Here is a 13,906-nt window from a genome sequence, read left to right on the forward strand (position 1 = left end):
ACCGCTCCCCCTCCAGACGCGGTGGCCCTGCACTGAGATATCCAGCCTTCTCCCACCACTCATATATTCATTTGTTGAATCCATTACCTTCACGAGCGGTGCGCTGATTTTCTGAGCAGACCCACTCCACCAAACCCTTCGCGCCTGCTTACTGTCCTTAATTTCCATGGAAGTTGTGGATCAAAGCCACCGCTCGACCTGCCTCATTCGCCGATCAGCCCTGCGATCTGACCACTCTTAAGTAAACACATATGCTTTCGGACATTATTGGTCGAGACTGCCGATCCAGTGCAGACGGAACATCCGCCTCCCGCTCAGCAGTCCAGGAAATAGTCGATGAATCAGCCCATCAGGCAGGAAGATAACACCACTGCACTCTTGACTTCGCGGCGCGACTCGGGATTCAATGTGTTAAAGCAATGAATATAGCCAGATGAATGATCCGTCTGTTCGCGTTTTGTCCGGCGGCCACCCCGCTACGGAAGTGGCCGCCGGAGACCGAACGCGTTGGTTCAAACTCAATGGGGAGAGCAATGAAGCAGAACCGCCGCTTAATACCAACCCTCGTCGCGTTGGTTGCTGTAGCCGCCGCTTGTCTGACGTTGGCAGTGCCACCAGCGCAAGCCCTCGGCGGTGATGGTCGGACAGTTGCAGCCACTGCGCCGCAGCTCACGCCCTGGACCACTCTCACGGGGTGGACGACCGACACCGGTGCCTGGCAGGCAACCAACGGCGTTCTCTCCGGCTCCGGTCGGACACGAACTGTCATCTGCACCGATTGTTCTGCTCAGAAGCCGCTCAGCGAGGGGAGAGTGACTGTTCAGGTCAAGCTGCCAAAAGCAGCGGACACCACCGGTACCTCGCCAACGATCAACGTGGCTTTTCGCAACGGGAACGGTGACAACGCCATCGGCGTGCGACTGGGCGCCCTCGGAAGCAACGCCATCACTGCTGCGGCGTTCAGCCGAATCGCTGGAACTGTGACCGTTCCGCTGGGGACTGGGTCGAAGAGCACCTCTCGCTCGCTGGCTCTGCTCCCCGGAAGTGTACAAAATGTCGAGTTGGACTGGTCCGAAAACAATCTCTTCTACCGAATCTGGCAGGACGGTACCTCCCGTCCTGGAGCGCCGATGGGCGGCTACACACTCGATGCTCTCAACATCACCCCTAATAGTCTTGAGCTGGAATCCTCTCAGGTCACCGCCAATTTCTTGGGCTGGAGCGCTAGCAGTGTGGTGGCGGGCTATCCCAAATCAGCTCCTCCGCCGCCCAACCGATCGGCATGGTCAACGCTGAGTGGCCAATGGGCAGAGAACCCGGCCAACACTCTGACGTCGACAAGTGACGGATCGGATGCCGCCGTGCGACGAGCCCTCTGCACTACTTGCGCCGTGGGGGTACCCGCGACCTCCGGCGCGGTAAGCATGGACTTCACCGTCCCGGCCCCAGCGCAGTTGACAGATACCACCTGGGCCTCTGCTGCACTCATGTTGACGGCAGCAGATCCAACCCGGCGCATCTACGTCATGGGAGGGATCGGTTCCAAAGCAACACTCACCTTCATGAACGTGGTGAACGGCACCGAGACTCGCCTCAATGAGCAGAGTTTCACGTGGGTCGCCGGAAATACCTACCGTATGGAGGTGACCTGGAGCGGCACCGCCTACCAGATTCGGGTCTGGACAACAGACAGCGCCCGGCCAACAACCGCACAGGCCTCCGTGACCGTATCAGGCTTCGACCCAGAGTATGCAGGCTTTCGTCAGTGGGGAGTGAAGGCTGCTACCTATGCCAACCTAACCGCTACCGGGCTGGCCATGGGCACGGCACAGGACTCCGCAGCATGGGCCGGGCCATCAACTCAGGGCGTCTACCTCCCGGAAGACAAGAATACGATCCCAGTCCCTACCTATGACCAGGTTCGCCCGCTGATCCCCACGCCCGTTGCCGACGCTGACCCGGGGTACATAGACCTCTACAACCAGACATGGAAAATTCTGTTTGGCAAAAACGTCCTTCAACCCACCGCGTCATCCCCGCTGGTGCGGACCTACGTCGATTCCGGTTTCGACCCGAGCATCATGTTCCAGTGGGATACCTTGTTTTCCCTGCAATATGCGATCTACGCGAACGCAGGGTTCGATGCAATCAGTTCCCTCGACAACTGGTACAGCTTGCAGAAGCCGACCGGAGAGATCCGCCGGGCCTACGACTCATACACCGGGCAGGTGCATCCTTGGGCTAGCGGCCCGAACGGAGTCAATCCACCTCTGTTCTCTTGGGTAGAACTCTCCAGCTATCACCTCACCGGCGACCTTGACCGAGTCAAGAAGGTGCTTCCGGCATTGCGCGCCTATGCGGACTGGGTATCAATCCAGATGTGGTCACAGGCCTCACCACATCAACTGTTCTGGAATAACGGTAACGGAAACGGCATGGACAATCTGCCAACCCAGCTGAACCAGGGTGGCGATGGGGTAACCAACGGGGTCGGCAACGTGGACATGAGCAGTCAAATTGTATTGATGCGTCGCAGCCTAGCCGCGCTGGAAACAGCTCTCGGCCAGTCTGATCGGGCCAGCGATGACAACGCCTGGGCCGACGACGTCGCACAGCGTATCAACAAGGTGTCATGGAACGAACAGGACGGTCGCTTCTACGAAGTTGATGCAAAGGGAGTTCAGTGGAAAGTTGACTCTCTGGCGGGGTTCTGGCCGCTACTGGCCGGAATCGCCACCCCGGAACAGGCGCAGAAAATGATCGCCGGGCTCAAGGATCCTTCCCGGTACTGGGGAGACATGGTCTTCCCTGCGCTCGCCCGGACCGATGGTCGCTACGACCCCAAAGGCGACTATTGGAAGGGCGGCGTGTGGGCGCCATCGACCTTCTCGACTGTCAAGGGAGTGCAGGCGTACGGTGACCGTACGTTCGCGGAAGACGCCGCCAAACGATATCTCGACGGTATCTATCAAGTGTTCAGCTACTCGGGCACAGTTTGGGAGCTTTATGCACCGGAAAAGCAGTCCAGCTCCTGGATTTCAAACTCCTTTACCGGCAGCAAGACCAACCTGCTAGTCCCAGTGGTGAAGCCAGGAACGACACTCACCGCCGGCCAGTCCTACGTTGCGCCGGGAACGGATGAGGGAGGCTCCGCACTGAATGCGCAGGGTGGGAGCAACAGGATCTCCAAAAACCAGTTTGTGGGTTGGACTGGGCTTGCGCCCATCACATTGCTGATTGAAAACGTCATCGGCATTCAGGCGAACGTGCCAGCAGGCACCATTGCCTGGGACCTTCACCGGACCGACCGCAACGGAATCCAGAACCTCAGTCTCGGAACGGCAGGGACGTTGTCCATGATCGCTGATCCTCGCAGTACCACTACGGACGACACCACGGTGTGCTTCACCGGCACTCTTAAGCGAAGCATGACGGTCAACATCACGCTTGGCTCACGGCTGGTACCGGTCACCCTCCCTACCGGTCCGGTCAACACCTGCACATCAACCAAGCCCGCACCAACGCCGACCGGTACCGCATCCGTTGCCGTCGGTCAGGCTCAAGTCGCTGCAGGTGCGCCGCAGTCGGCCAGCGGAACCGGCTTTGTTCCAGGCGAAAGTGTCTCAGCTGTGATGCACTCGACGCCGCTGGACCTCGGCACGCAGACAGCTGATGCGCATGGGGTAGTGAATTTTAGTTGGGCTGTACCGCTTGGGACAGAGGTCGGGGCGCACACCGTGGTCCTAACAGGGTCCGTCACTCCAGCAGTCAACGCGGGCTTCAGCGTCACAGCACCCGTTACACCTGGAAATGGCACCTCAGCCCAACCCACAACAGTACGGTCTGCTGTGTCACCCGCCGTTGCGGCGCCTGAGTCGGCCAGCGACGGGAGCCTTCCCTCCACCGGAGGATCGATTCCCATAAATGTCGTTCTCATAGCCCTAGCAACACTAGCCGTTGGCTTGTCCGTTCTTCTGAGTGCAACAATCGGGGAACGACGGCGGCGTGGAGCACACCGCCAGCTCCAACACTCGAATAGGTGGGCCCACCGTTCCACGAAGAACTCTTAGGTACCATGGGCCCATGTATGAGGGCGAAGAGATCTGGCGCAGCGTTGACCAGTACTTCATTGATCACCTGGTGAACGAGGACGATGCTCTGAGGCAGGCGAGGCTCAGTTCCACGCGTACCGTGATGCCAGAGGCGGACGTGGCCCCGAATCAGGGCGCGTTTCTCTCAGTGATCGCCCAGATTGCCGGGGCCCGACGCGTCCTCGAATTCGGTACACTCGCCGGTTACTCGACCATCTGGCTGGCTCGCGCCATAGGGCCGGATGGCACCGTGGTAACGCTGGAGATCGACGAGGCGACGGCCGACATCGCGCGCAAGAATTTTGAACGGGCTGGGGTGGCAGGCCGGGTCCAGCTGATCGTGGGGCCAGCGGCCGACTCCGCGCGAGCGCTGATCGAGGCTGGTACCGAGCCCTTCGATGTGGTGTTCATCGATGCCGACAAGCCGAATAACCCGCTGTACCTCAAGGCGGCCCTGGCACTGAGCAGGCCAGGGACGGTGATTGTAGGTGACAACGTGGTCCGCAATGGCGCCATTGTGGACCCGGAGAGCGATGATCCCCGGGTCCACGGCACCTGGGCACTCATTGAGCGCCTCGGCAGCGATAACACCCTTGAAGCCACGGCGCTGCAGACCGTGGGCCTCAAGGGCTGGGACGGATTCGCGATCGGAATCGTCAAACGGAGCTCGCCGACCGAGCTTCAGTAACCGCGGGAGGAATCCGCCAGCGCGCTCGAGGACTCCAGGGTGGCGATGAATTCCGCCGAGGTGGCCGGTGTGGAGAACATAGGGTAGTCGAACTTCACCGCGTTCTCGCCCTCCTCCACGCTGGTGGCCGCCACGGCATCGATGAGGGTGACCACGTTGAAGCCGCGCTCATAGGCCGTGCGCATGGTGGACTCAACGCAGCAATTGGTCAGGAATCCGGCCAGCGCCACCGTGGTGATCCCCTTGGCGCGCAGGATGAAGTCCAGGTTGGTGCTGCCAAAGGCATCCAGTCCGCGCTTTCCCTCGACCACAATGTCACCCTCCACCGGGGCAAAGCGGTCATCGATCTCGGCACCCCACTGGCCCTTCACAAACGCGGTGGCGTCCACCACGCCCTTGAGAATGCCGTACGGGTGGGCGGAGATCTCGTTGTAGCCCGGCGCGAAACTGATGGGCGAATGGATCACCGTTGCCCCGGACTCCCGGGCTGCGGAGAGCACCTTGGCAGCATTGGCCAGCGTGTCATTGGCCTCGATGGAACCCTTCACGGCGTCGTGGAGCACGCCTCCGGGGGAGGTGAAATCGTTCTGGAATTCGATGAAAACCACGGCGGTGGATGCGTTCGCGCTCTCGGTGGACATGCAGATTCTCCTTTGAACAGTGCGTCTCAATCGTGCGGGCTGACTGGCCGTGTGGGCGCCCTTGGCACCTGTCTCTGAATCTACTCCGACGCCTCACCCGGTGGAAGAGCCGCACTGTGGAGCAACCGCGCTTAGCTCAGCGCAACCTCAGCCAGCAGTTCTGCGGACCGCAGTTTGGCCTCGGTACCGGGGGCCTGGTGCGCCACGATCAGCTCATCGGCATCGGCGTGTCTGGCGAAGCCTTCCAGATACTCCAGAACAGCATCGGGCTCGCCGACCGCGGAGTAGCGGACCATCTCGAGCAAGTTCTGACCTTGCGGGGAATCCAGCACCATGTCAGCTTCCTCCGGGGTGAACACATGATCGCGGCCGAAGAAGGTCTGCACCCGTTGGCGCAAAGCCTCGCGCAGGAGTTCCTGGGCGCGGGCAGCAGAATCGGCAGCCACCACGTTCACTCCGGCGATGACGTAGGGCTCGGCCAGCTGGGCCGAAGGCTTGAACTGTTCCCGGTAGATCCGCACGGCATCCTGCAGGGCGGCCGGTGCAAAGTGGGATGCGAAAGCGTAGGGCAGGCCGAGGGCCGCTGCGAGCTTGGCGCCGAACAGTGAGGAGCCCAGGATGTAGAGCGGCACATGAGTGCCGTTGCCGGGAGTCGCCTCAACACCGGGGATCAGCGTGGCGTCGCCCAGGAAGGCCTGGAGTTCCTGGACGTCTTGCGGGAAAGTGTCCGCCGCCATCGGGTCACGACGCAGGGCACGCATCGTGCTCTGATCGCTGCCCGGCGCCCGGCCCAGGCCGAGGTCGATCCGCCCGGGATGCAGGGATTCGAGGGTCCCGAACTGTTCGGCGATGGTCAGCGGTGAGTGGTTGGGCAGCATCACGCCGCCCGCGCCGAGCCGGATGGTCTCCGTGTGCGCGGCGATATGGGCGATCAGCACGCTCGTCGCAGAGGAGGCGATGCTGGCCATATTGTGATGCTCGGCGTACCAGACGCGCTGGTAACCAGCCCTCTCTGCGAGCTGCGCCAATGCGACGCTGCCCGCCAGGCTCTCCCCCACGCTCTGCCCGGGTGCGATCGTGGCAAGGTCAAGGATGGAGAGCTTGAGAGTCATGGCTGCCTTTCGTGGCGAGGAGGTGTCCTCTGGCGGCAACCTACTGGTGCCGGAATTTGTTCCAGTGGCGTGATGCGCGCCTGAGCGTCAAAGTTTTAAGCACTTACTGACGATGCCGCCAAGGAAACCCGCAGAAATTCAAGGGACCGCGCGCCCAGCAACCCAGTAAGTGCTTAAAACCTTGACGCCGGGACAGCAGACTGGCCTCGGAAACCCCACCCCACCACGCGCACTAAACTTCTGAGAGTGACTTCCACCCCGATTGTTTCTGATCTCTTCGACCCCAGCCGCTGGCGCAGCGTGAGCGGTTTCGAGGATTTCACCGACCTCACCTACCACCGCCAGCAGGAAAACGGTCAGGACCTGCCCACCGTCCGCATCGCCTTCAACCGGCCCGAGGTCCGCAATGCCTTCCGTCCGCGCACGGTCGATGAACTCTACCGGGCCCTGGATCACGCCCGGATGACGCCCGATGTCGCCACGATACTGCTCACCGGCAACGGTCCTAGCCCCAAGGACGGCGGGCATTCCTTCTGCTCCGGCGGAGACCAGCGCATCCGTGGCCGGGACGGCTACCGGTATGCGGAGGGTGAGACGAGGGAGACCATCGATCCGGCCCGCGCCGGACGTCTGCACATTCTGGAGGTGCAGCGGCTGATCCGCACCATGCCCAAGGTCGTCATCGCCGTCGTCAATGGCTGGGCTGCCGGCGGCGGCCACTCGCTGCACGTCGTGGCGGATCTGACCATCGCCTCCCGCCAGCACGGCAAGTTCAAGCAGACCGATGCCACCGTGGGTAGCTTCGACGCCGGCTACGGTTCCGCACTGCTGGCCCGGCAGATCGGGCAGAAGCGCGCCCGGGAAATCTTCTTCCTGGCGCGCGAGTACTCTGCCGATGAGATGGTTGCGATGGGCGCGGTCAATGAGGCAGTGGATCACGAACGCCTCGAAGAGGTTGCCCTGGAGTACGCCGCGGATATCGCGCGTCAGTCTCCGCAGGCCATCCGGATGCTCAAGTTCGCCTTCAACCTGGCCGATGACGGCCTGGCCGGCCAGCAGGTCTTCGCCGGTGAAGCCACCCGGCTGGCGTATATGACGGACGAGGCCGTCGAGGGCCGCGATGCCTTCCTGGAGAAGCGCGATCCGAACTGGCGCGACTACCCCTACTACTTCTGAGACCTACTACTTCTGAGAATTGACATGATGACTGAACCTCTGACGCTGGACGGCCAGCTCAAAGCCCTCGCCGCAGCTCTGGCAGGCGAAGGCCCCGCGGTCTTTTTCGGCCCGGACGGCGCCCACCTGATCGAAGCACCTGAGGGCGTTGCCGTCGTCGTCGGCACTTCCGGTTCCACCGGTGCCGCCAAAGCCACCATGCTCAGCGTGGACGCCCTGGCCGCCTCCTCGATGGCCACCGCCATGGCCCTGGGCGCGCGCGGCATGGGTGGTGAGGGCCAGTGGCTGCTTGCCCTGCCCACGCACTATGTGGCGGGCGTCCAGGTGCTGGTCCGCTCGCTCTTCGCCGGGACCCGCCCGGAGGTCATGGCGCCCGGCCAGAACAGCTCAGGCCAGAACGGCGTGGAAAGGTACGGCCCCGGCAAGTTCAGCACCGAGGCCTTCATCGCTGCCGCCCAGGAGATGGTGGATCCGGTCCGTCTGACCTCGCTGGTCCCCACCCAGTTGCAGCGCCTGATCGATGACCCGGCAGCGCGCGGCGTTCTGCGCCGGTTCAACGCCATTCTGCTCGGTGGCGCCCCCGCCTCGGAGGCGCTGCTCTCCCGGGCCCGCGAGCTGGGCCTGCGCCTGGTGCTGACCTACGGCAGCGCGGAAACCTGTGGCGGCTGCGTCTACGATGGCGAACCTCTGGAGGATGTGGAGATCGCTTTGCGCCCCGATGAGCGCGGAAATATGCGAATTTACCTGGGTGGCGCAACCCTGGCCGACGGGTACCTGAATGACGCCAGGCGCACCGCGGCCAGTTTCGAGGAAGTGGCCGGCCTGCGCTGGTATCGCACCGATGACATTGGCGAGTTCGATGACGAGGGTCGGCTACTGGTGATCGGCCGCGCCGATGACGTGATCATCACCGGCGGGCTGAAGGTCTCCGCCGCCGAGGTCGCGGCCAGGCTCAGCGAGCTCGATGGCGTCCGGCAGGCCTTCGTGGCCGGTCTGGACGATGCCGAATGGGGCCAACGCCTGGTAGCGGCGGTAGAGCGCGAGCCAGGCTCCACCGTCCAGGAGGATCATCTGCGGCAGCTGCTGTCCGAGGTTCTGCCGGCCGAGGCTGTGCCGAAATTGATGCTGATCCTGGAGGAGCTCCCCCTGCTCCCTCAGGGAAAACTGGACCGACAGACGCTCCTGCGATTCCTGGAGACCGAGAACACTCAGCGGAGCACCACCCGAGGAGAGCACCCGCATGGCTAGCGCAGCACAGTGGATCGAGGGCGCGCGGCTGCGCACTCTGCCCATGGCCATCGCCCCCGTGCTGATCGGTACGGCGGCCGCCTACGAACTCGGGGCGTTCCACCTGCTCCATGCCATGCTGGCCGCCATCGTCGCCCTGCTGCTGCAGGTGGGCGTCAACTACGCCAATGACTATTCGGACGGTATTCGTGGCACGGACGATGTCCGGGTCGGGCCGCTTCGACTGGTCGGCTCTGGGGCGGCAACGCCGGGCCAGGTCAAGGCGGCCGCCTTCGGCACCTTCGCTGCCGCCATGGTGGCGGGTCTGGCACTCGTGGTGCTCAGCCAGGCCTGGTGGCTTCTGTTGGTCGGTGCGGCCTGTGTGCTGGCCGCCTGGGGCTATACCGGCGGCAAGAACCCCTACGGCTACCTCGGGCTGGGCGATGTCTTCGTTTTCGTCTTCTTCGGCCTCGTGGCCACCCTGGGTACCACCTACACCCAGGCGGGCCGCCTGAGCTGGGCGGCGCTGGTGGGTGCGGTGGGCACCGGGCTGATCGCCGTCGCCCTGCTGATGGCCAACAACGTCCGGGATATTCCCACCGACCGTGAGGTCGGCAAGCGCACCCTGGCCGTGCGGTTGGGCTCGCACTATGCGCGGCTGAGCTACGTGTTTTTCCTGGTGGTGGCGATCCTGTTGCCGCTGCTCTTTGTCGCCGAGCGGCCCTGGGTGCTGTTGGTGCTGCTGATTGTGCCCGCGATCCTGCTGCCGTGCTGGCTGATGGTCTCAGACAAGCAGGGACGCGCTCTGATCCCGGTGCTCCAGCAGACCGGGTTGATCAATCTGGGCTTCAGCGCACTCTATTCGCTGGCGCTGGTGCTTTCCAAGGGCTTCTGAGCACCAGTTTTCTGGGAGGACGGAGTCTTTGGCGGCGCGGCCTTCACCGAGGCGGGCTTGCGGTCGTTCTCAATGCGGGTCTCGACCCTGGCGCCGGCGGCAGCCTCCACCATCTCGTCTTCCACCGCGGCGTCCAGATCCCTGCGGCGCTTCTGCGCGCGGGCCTTGCGGGCCTGAGGTGAGACGGCCTCCCGCATGGAGTCCGCTGCGGCATCCCGTTGCGGGCGGAAAAACAGGTACGCCACGCAGAACGCAATCAGGGTCGCCGCAATGACGGAGACCACAATGCCCAGCCCCAGCCAGTAAAAAACGATGATGAGCGGGACCAGAATGGCGACCCGGATCAGGAAGTACCTCAAAAATGCCACCCCAGGAGTCTACTCTGGGTGGCTGTGGGGCCTGACAGCTACGGCATGGGCGGAGCCCAGCGCAGAAGGGCCCCGCCACGGGCTTTGCGGCGAACCTGCCTATGATGAAGCATGCTGCGTTACCTGCCCACCGTCCTGGTTCTCGGACTGCTGATCTATGGCCTGATCGATTGTCTGCGCAGCGATGCCGATCAGGTCCGCTCCGTCCCCAAAGCCGCCTGGGTTCTGCTGATCCTGCTGCTGCCCGTGATCGGCGTCGTGCTCTGGCTAATCCTGGGCAGGCCGCGTTATCGCAGCGCTTCCACGGCCGCCCGGCCCACCGGTTACCGGCCTGCACTCAGGGCACCGGACGATGACGAAGAGTTCCTGCGCAGCCTCAACGTCAGGCGCGAGCACCAGGCGGAGGCGGAACGGCTGGAGAAACTACGGCTGGAACTCGAAGCGCGCGAACGCAAGCTCAACGACACCGAGCAGCCGCCTGCTCCACCGGACGCCACGTCATCAACGGATTCCTAGTCCCTCAGGCACTCCTCCAGCGGCGGCCGGTGCGGGCGCCAACCATCGGCACGGCCCGCAGAGGTGCCCGCCAGAGGTAGAGCCCCACCAGCAACAGACCCGCAGGAAGGGTGACCAGCCACCAGGGGAAAGGCACCTCAGCAGGGCCGGCGGCCGCTTTGACCTCGGCGACCGGCGTGGGGAATACCCGTTGCGCCGTCACGAGAATGCGGTGACTGTTGATGCCCAGCGGTGTACAGGTGATGAGTGTCACCAGATCGCGTCCGGGCTCCTGTCGCAGCGTAGCGGTGTCTTCCGGCGCCACCACCTGGGTTGAAATGACCTGATAAGACAGCACCTCGCCGAAGACTGAAAGGGTGAATTTGTCTCCCACTCCCATCTGGTCGAGGTGGGTGAACATCGTCGCTTCGGCAAGCCCCCGGTGAGCTGTGATGACGGCATGAGTACCCTCGCCGCCGATCGGAAGCGAGGTCCCCTCCAGATGGCCAGCTCCTTGCAACAGCGTCGCTTCACTGGTGCCGTGATAGATGGGCAGGTCCGCGCCAATCTTCGGAATTTGCAAGCGCGCCATCACCCCGTTGGGCGTGGTGAGCATCTTGTTGTAGTCGTATTCCGGATCCGTGGTGGTTCCGTTACCCTTGGGCACATTGGCACCCGCGGCCAGCAGGACCCCTGAGGACAGTGCATCGTTGTAGAGGCGCGCGGCAGCCAGCTGTTGGGTCTCGTCCGGCCTGGCCTGGGAGACGGCATCGTCGTAGTGAGAGACGATGGCGGACTGGTTCAACGTGGAGATCCAGCTGGCTGCGTAGGGATAATGCAACGCTGTGAGCCCGATGACGGCCGCGACCACGGTGAGCCAGGTGAGGCGCGTCGGCAGCCACCGTCGCTTCGATGGGCGGATTGCCGTGACAACCAACTCCGCAACATGCGTCATTGAATTCCTTGGGGTAAAGCGATGCCGGGTGGTGAACGGGTCCTTCGACCGTTCACCACCCGGCATCGGCGGTAATGCCCGCTAGCCGATCAGGCTACGGTCTTGGACCGTGCGCGGCTACGTGCCACCAGACCGGTGCCCAGAGCGACACCGATGAGCCCGATGCCGCCGATGGTGAGGATCATCAGGCCATCCGAGCCGGTCAGCGGCAGGCCGGGGACGAGCTGCTGCGGGTTCTGGATGGACTTGGTTGCCTGGGCGTCCGCCGTCGTTCCGGGATGCACCACGATGCCGATCGGCGTCGAGTTCAGCACGAAACCAGCCGGAGCCGCAGTCTCCACCAGGTAGTAGCAGCGAGTGGTGGTGTCATACGGCTTGGCACCGTTGACGGTCCGGGTATCACCAACCCACAGACCGGGAACGCTGAGCTTTCCAGTGGCGTCCGAAACGTAGGAAGACACCTTGGTTCCGCCGGTCAGGGTTGCCGGGCAGGTCGCGGCATCGATCATGAACAGATCGAAGGCTGCACCGGCCAGCGGAGCGTTGTTCGCTGCGTTGACCTTGGTCAGGTTCACCGCACCCCAACGGGTTTCCACGACGTTGGTCGGGTTTCCCGGCGGGATGGGCGGGTTGGGGTTCTGCGGATCGGTGGGCGGCGTGGTGCCCGGAGGGATGCCGCCAGCGGCCGTGAAGTCATTGACATTGACCCAGGCAGTGTTGTCATAGGTGCCGTTGGTGCTGGAAGTCGCTGCGAACCCGACGGTGACTACGTCGCCAGCCTTGATCTTCGCCAGGCCGGTGGCGGTCAGCGACGCCACGAGCGTGTTTCCCATCCACTGTGCCGAGTAGTCAGCGGCCACCAGTGCGGTGCCACTGTTGCTCACCGTGATGGGGGCAGCGCTGGGGGTCAACGCTGGATCGAGCGCATCCAGAACGCGGAACCGGGTGTAGGTCTGTCCGGAGGCGAGAGTCGGCACCGTCTGGGAGATGGTGAACCCAATCGGGCTACCCAGAACGACTTTGTTAGTCGGCTGGTCAGCGAGATTCTTTGACGGCAGAGTGCTGAGCTGATTCTTCGGGTAGACGTGCACATCGTAAAGCCACTTGCCCTTATCTGCGCCCACAGCGGGAGTGGGCACAGTGACGACAAAAGGAGCAGCCATCTGAGCGATGGGGTTGGTGCCCGGTGAGGTTTCGCGCACCAGATAAGCACCCACCGGCAGACCCGCGAAACTCGTGGTGCCGGTCGCATCGGTCGCCTGGGCTGGCTTACAGGTCAGCGCTTTTCCACTGATCGAGGTATCGGTCAGTTTCACCGAGGCTGCTGCAGGTCCAATGGTGTTGTTCAGGGTGTCCCAGGCGGCGTTTCCGCCGTTGATCAGGTCAACACCGGCAATCGAACATACTTCGAAAGACACGCCCTGCAGCGGGCTTCCGCCGGTTCCTTGCGAGCCGTCCGGGTTCTGGGCGACTCCGCCAAAACCTGGGTTGGCCTGCTTGTGGATCGTAATTGACCCGTTCTGGGCGGTGATGGGCCCGGACACTGCAGCCGCTTGCGCCGCCGTCCCTGCCGCAACGGCACCCCCCAATCCGATAGCAAGAACAGCGGCTACTGAGAGTAGCCTCCGTCCCGCTAACTGTGCTGTGCGATTCATCTTCTTCCTTTTCCTTTCACTGTCACCGGCTGCCCGATGTGGTGTACCGAGGTGCATTAAGCCAACGTTCCCTCGGAGCTTGAATGACTGGCGTGAATTACTGGTTCGGTCGTCGCCGTCTGGCGAACTCAGTGAGGACCAGGCCCGCCGTAAGCGCGAGCAGGAGTCCAGCCACGATGGCGTAGAGGTCGGAGCCGAGCCCCCCGGTCAGAGGGATCGCCGGCACTGTCTGTTGAACGTTGGTGACATCGGGAATCACCGTGGCCGGGGCGGAGATCGTGACCGAGATGGGGCTGCTCAGAATCTTGAAGCCCGTCGGGGCTTTGACTTCCGTCAGATCGTAGGTTCCGTACGCGAGGCCGGAGACGTTCAGGCTTCCTGCGGCCGGATCCTGGTCGGGGCCGGTGCAGGCGGTAGCCGTGGCGGCGACGCAGTCCACAATGTTCAGGACCGTCCCTGCCGGAGTACCCGGGACCACCTTCGCGGTCAACGTCCATACCGAACCGGCCAATGGCTGGCCGTTGGAGTCCACCTTCTTCCAGGACAGCGTGCCCATCTGCACCAGACCGGCGTCAATCGTCGGATCATCCGGCGTCGTCGCGG

At 63.2% G+C, this 13,906-nt stretch carries 12 protein-coding genes; 6 read left to right on the forward strand and 6 right to left on the reverse strand.

Going from position 1 to position 13,906, the window contains the following annotated elements; all coding sequences use genetic code 11:
• Positions 1-533: 533 nt before the first annotated feature.
• Complete coding sequence (locus QQM37_RS14135; protein ID WP_285728258.1) at positions 534-4,070, forward strand: MGH1-like glycoside hydrolase domain-containing protein; 3,537 nt, start codon at positions 534-536, stop codon at positions 4,068-4,070.
• Positions 4,071-4,083: 13 nt separating this feature from the next.
• On the forward strand, positions 4,084-4,779 hold the full coding sequence (locus QQM37_RS14140) for an O-methyltransferase (protein ID WP_285728259.1): 696 nt from the start codon (positions 4,084-4,086) through the stop codon (positions 4,777-4,779).
• Here the strand turns inward: QQM37_RS14140 and QQM37_RS14145 are convergent.
• Together QQM37_RS14145 and QQM37_RS14150 are read right to left on the reverse strand one after the other, a co-directional pair.
• Complete coding sequence (locus QQM37_RS14145) at positions 4,773-5,420, reverse strand: cysteine hydrolase family protein (RefSeq protein ID WP_285728260.1); 648 nt, start codon at positions 5,418-5,420, stop codon at positions 4,773-4,775. The two genes, QQM37_RS14140 and QQM37_RS14145, sit on opposite strands and share 7 nt — an antisense overlap.
• Before the next feature lie 131 nt (positions 5,421-5,551).
• The gene (locus tag QQM37_RS14150; protein ID WP_285728261.1) at positions 5,552-6,532 is read right to left on the reverse strand and encodes an LLM class flavin-dependent oxidoreductase; all 981 of its coding nucleotides are present in this window, start codon (positions 6,530-6,532) and stop codon (positions 5,552-5,554) included.
• 246 nt (positions 6,533-6,778) lie between these two features.
• Between QQM37_RS14150 and QQM37_RS14155 the strand changes: the two genes are divergently transcribed.
• Genes QQM37_RS14155 through QQM37_RS14165 form a run of 3 tightly spaced genes read left to right on the forward strand, consistent with a single transcriptional unit; the run spans position 6,779 to position 9,830 of the window.
• The gene (locus QQM37_RS14155; RefSeq protein ID WP_420030179.1) at positions 6,779-7,708 is read left to right on the forward strand and encodes a 1,4-dihydroxy-2-naphthoyl-CoA synthase; all 930 of its coding nucleotides are present in this window, start codon (positions 6,779-6,781) and stop codon (positions 7,706-7,708) included.
• Between the two features lie 24 nt (positions 7,709-7,732).
• Positions 7,733-8,956, forward strand: a complete 1,224-nt coding sequence (locus QQM37_RS14160; RefSeq protein ID WP_285728262.1) for an AMP-binding protein — start codon at positions 7,733-7,735, stop codon at positions 8,954-8,956.
• The gene (locus QQM37_RS14165) at positions 8,949-9,830 is read left to right on the forward strand and encodes a 1,4-dihydroxy-2-naphthoate polyprenyltransferase (protein ID WP_285728263.1); all 882 of its coding nucleotides are present in this window, start codon (positions 8,949-8,951) and stop codon (positions 9,828-9,830) included. The genes QQM37_RS14160 and QQM37_RS14165 overlap by 8 nt, the downstream gene beginning before the upstream one ends.
• On the opposite strand, the gene QQM37_RS14170 is transcribed toward QQM37_RS14165, so the two are convergent.
• The gene (locus QQM37_RS14170; protein WP_285728264.1) at positions 9,794-10,198 is read right to left on the reverse strand and encodes a DUF4229 domain-containing protein; all 405 of its coding nucleotides are present in this window, start codon (positions 10,196-10,198) and stop codon (positions 9,794-9,796) included. The genes QQM37_RS14165 and QQM37_RS14170 overlap by 37 nt on opposite strands.
• 111 nt (positions 10,199-10,309) lie before the next feature.
• Between QQM37_RS14170 and QQM37_RS14175 the strand changes: the two genes are divergently transcribed.
• Positions 10,310-10,714 carry a PLD nuclease N-terminal domain-containing protein gene (locus QQM37_RS14175; RefSeq protein WP_285728265.1) on the forward strand — a complete coding sequence of 135 codons (405 nt, stop codon included), beginning with the start codon at positions 10,310-10,312 and terminating at the stop codon, positions 10,712-10,714.
• Positions 10,715-10,718: 4 nt separating this feature from the next.
• On the opposite strand, the gene QQM37_RS14180 is transcribed toward QQM37_RS14175, so the two are convergent.
• The 3 genes from QQM37_RS14180 to QQM37_RS14190 form a co-directional block, all read right to left on the reverse strand.
• Positions 10,719-11,648, reverse strand: a complete 930-nt coding sequence (locus tag QQM37_RS14180; RefSeq protein ID WP_285728266.1) for a class C sortase — start codon at positions 11,646-11,648, stop codon at positions 10,719-10,721.
• Positions 11,649-11,737: 89 nt separating this feature from the next.
• Positions 11,738-13,303, reverse strand: a complete 1,566-nt coding sequence (locus QQM37_RS14185) for a SpaH/EbpB family LPXTG-anchored major pilin (protein ID WP_285728267.1) — start codon at positions 13,301-13,303, stop codon at positions 11,738-11,740.
• 97 nt (positions 13,304-13,400) lie between these two features.
• Positions 13,401-13,906, reverse strand: a 506-nt coding sequence (locus QQM37_RS14190) for a prealbumin-like fold domain-containing protein (protein ID WP_285728268.1), incomplete at its 5' end; no start/stop codon positions are given.

The organism is Psychromicrobium xiongbiense, assembly GCF_030271165.1.
In the GTDB taxonomy this organism is placed as follows: Bacteria; Actinomycetota; Actinomycetes; order Actinomycetales; family Micrococcaceae; genus Renibacterium; species Renibacterium xiongbiense.

What these genes read in the sequence shown, in the direction of transcription:
- QQM37_RS14135 (WP_285728258.1), top strand. Translation starts at nt 534, where the DNA reads ATGAAGCAGAACCGCCGCTTAATACCAACCCTCGTCGCGTTGGTTGCT.
- QQM37_RS14140 (WP_285728259.1), top strand. Translation starts at nt 4,084, where the DNA reads ATGTATGAGGGCGAAGAGATCTGGCGCAGCGTTGACCAGTACTTCATT.
- QQM37_RS14145 (WP_285728260.1), bottom strand. Translation starts at nt 5,420, where the DNA reads ATGTCCACCGAGAGCGCGAACGCATCCACCGCCGTGGTTTTCATCGAA.
- QQM37_RS14150 (WP_285728261.1), bottom strand. Translation starts at nt 6,532, where the DNA reads ATGACTCTCAAGCTCTCCATCCTTGACCTTGCCACGATCGCACCCGGG.
- QQM37_RS14160 (WP_285728262.1), top strand. Translation starts at nt 7,733, where the DNA reads ATGATGACTGAACCTCTGACGCTGGACGGCCAGCTCAAAGCCCTCGCC.
- QQM37_RS14165 (WP_285728263.1), top strand. Translation starts at nt 8,949, where the DNA reads ATGGCTAGCGCAGCACAGTGGATCGAGGGCGCGCGGCTGCGCACTCTG.
- QQM37_RS14175 (WP_285728265.1), top strand. Translation starts at nt 10,310, where the DNA reads ATGCTGCGTTACCTGCCCACCGTCCTGGTTCTCGGACTGCTGATCTAT.
- QQM37_RS14180 (WP_285728266.1), bottom strand. Translation starts at nt 11,648, where the DNA reads ATGACGCATGTTGCGGAGTTGGTTGTCACGGCAATCCGCCCATCGAAG.
- QQM37_RS14185 (WP_285728267.1), bottom strand. Translation starts at nt 13,303, where the DNA reads ATGAATCGCACAGCACAGTTAGCGGGACGGAGGCTACTCTCAGTAGCC.